1 protein-coding gene and 1 pseudogene are annotated in these 1,009 nt (G+C 37.8%); both read left to right on the top strand.

Going from position 1 to position 1,009, the window contains the following annotated elements; all coding sequences use genetic code 11:
- Positions 1 to 173: 173 nt before the first annotated feature.
- Positions 174 to 403, top strand: a pseudogene (locus RAH41_RS22715) (transposase); the annotation flags it as partial.
- Between the two features lie 30 nt (positions 404 to 433).
- Positions 434 to 694 (top strand): hypothetical protein, encoded by a 261-nt coding sequence (locus RAH41_RS22410; protein ID WP_331225465.1) that lies wholly within the window; start codon positions 434 to 436, stop codon positions 692 to 694.
- Positions 695 to 1,009 lie beyond the last annotated feature (315 nt).

Genomic DNA, 1,009 nt, shown 5'->3' with positions numbered 1-1,009 from the left:
CACGTCAAAGACTTGTTCACTTCTTACTACGTCATGAAATTCGCCCACCTCAAGGTGTTAAAAATTGGACAGTCAAATATCGTACTTGGTTGAATACACTTACTTTCGAAAAAACTTCTTTACGTATTGTATTCCAAGAATATCTTCACTCCATTTACGAAGTTGAGGAAAGGATGAAACGAATTGAAGCACAGATTCATGAAGAAGCAATAAAAAGCGAACATGCGCCTGTCATTCAAGCACTTCAGACATTAAGAGGAATAGCTGAGATTACGGCAGTAACACTAGTCGCTGAAGTTGGGCAATTTTCTCGTTTCTCAAATCCAAGGCAACGTCTTATGCAGGACTTGTTCCGAAAGAATATTCCAGTGGATCAAACCGTTGGCAAGGTTCCATTACCAAAGTTGGAAATTCACATATCCGACGTTCTTTAGTGGAAGTTTCTTGGTCTTATCGCCATCGTCCATCACTAAAAGGTGAATTAAAAAAGAGACAAATTGGTCAACCACTCGAAGCACAAAGAATTGCCTGGAAAGCCCAACACCGTCTTAATTTAAAATACAGTCGAATCACTGCTAGAGGGAAAACAGGTAAATTCGCAGTAGTCGCAGTCGCTCGAGAATTAATTGGATTTATATGGGCAATTGGTTGTAGTATCGAAGGTACACAATTATCCCAATCAAAAGTTGCTTAAAAGTAAAACCACACCAATCATTAAATATTAAATTAATAGAGTCTAATAAATATTGAAATCTTGGCTCGGAGGCAAATTCGGTAAGGAGAACCCTCTTGTGCAACTATGCATTAGGTTTAATAACTGAACATGCGCCGTTAGATCGAGGCAGCTCCGTAACGGATAAAATGAAATGTGGTAACCAACCCACGCATATCAGACTGTAAATCACCGTTAATTTATTTGCCTTCGTGCCAAGCTTTTAAGACATAATCTTTTCTTTAGAAACTAAAAATATCTACTATTATAAAGTTGTCATTCACAGACTTAGAAAAT

Source organism: Gottfriedia acidiceleris (genome assembly GCF_036421055.1).
GTDB classification, from domain to species: domain Bacteria; phylum Bacillota; class Bacilli; order Bacillales; family Bacillaceae_G; genus Gottfriedia; species Gottfriedia acidiceleris_C.
Note: the sequence above shows the minus strand (reverse complement) of the source record. Positions and strands in the feature narration are given on the sequence as shown.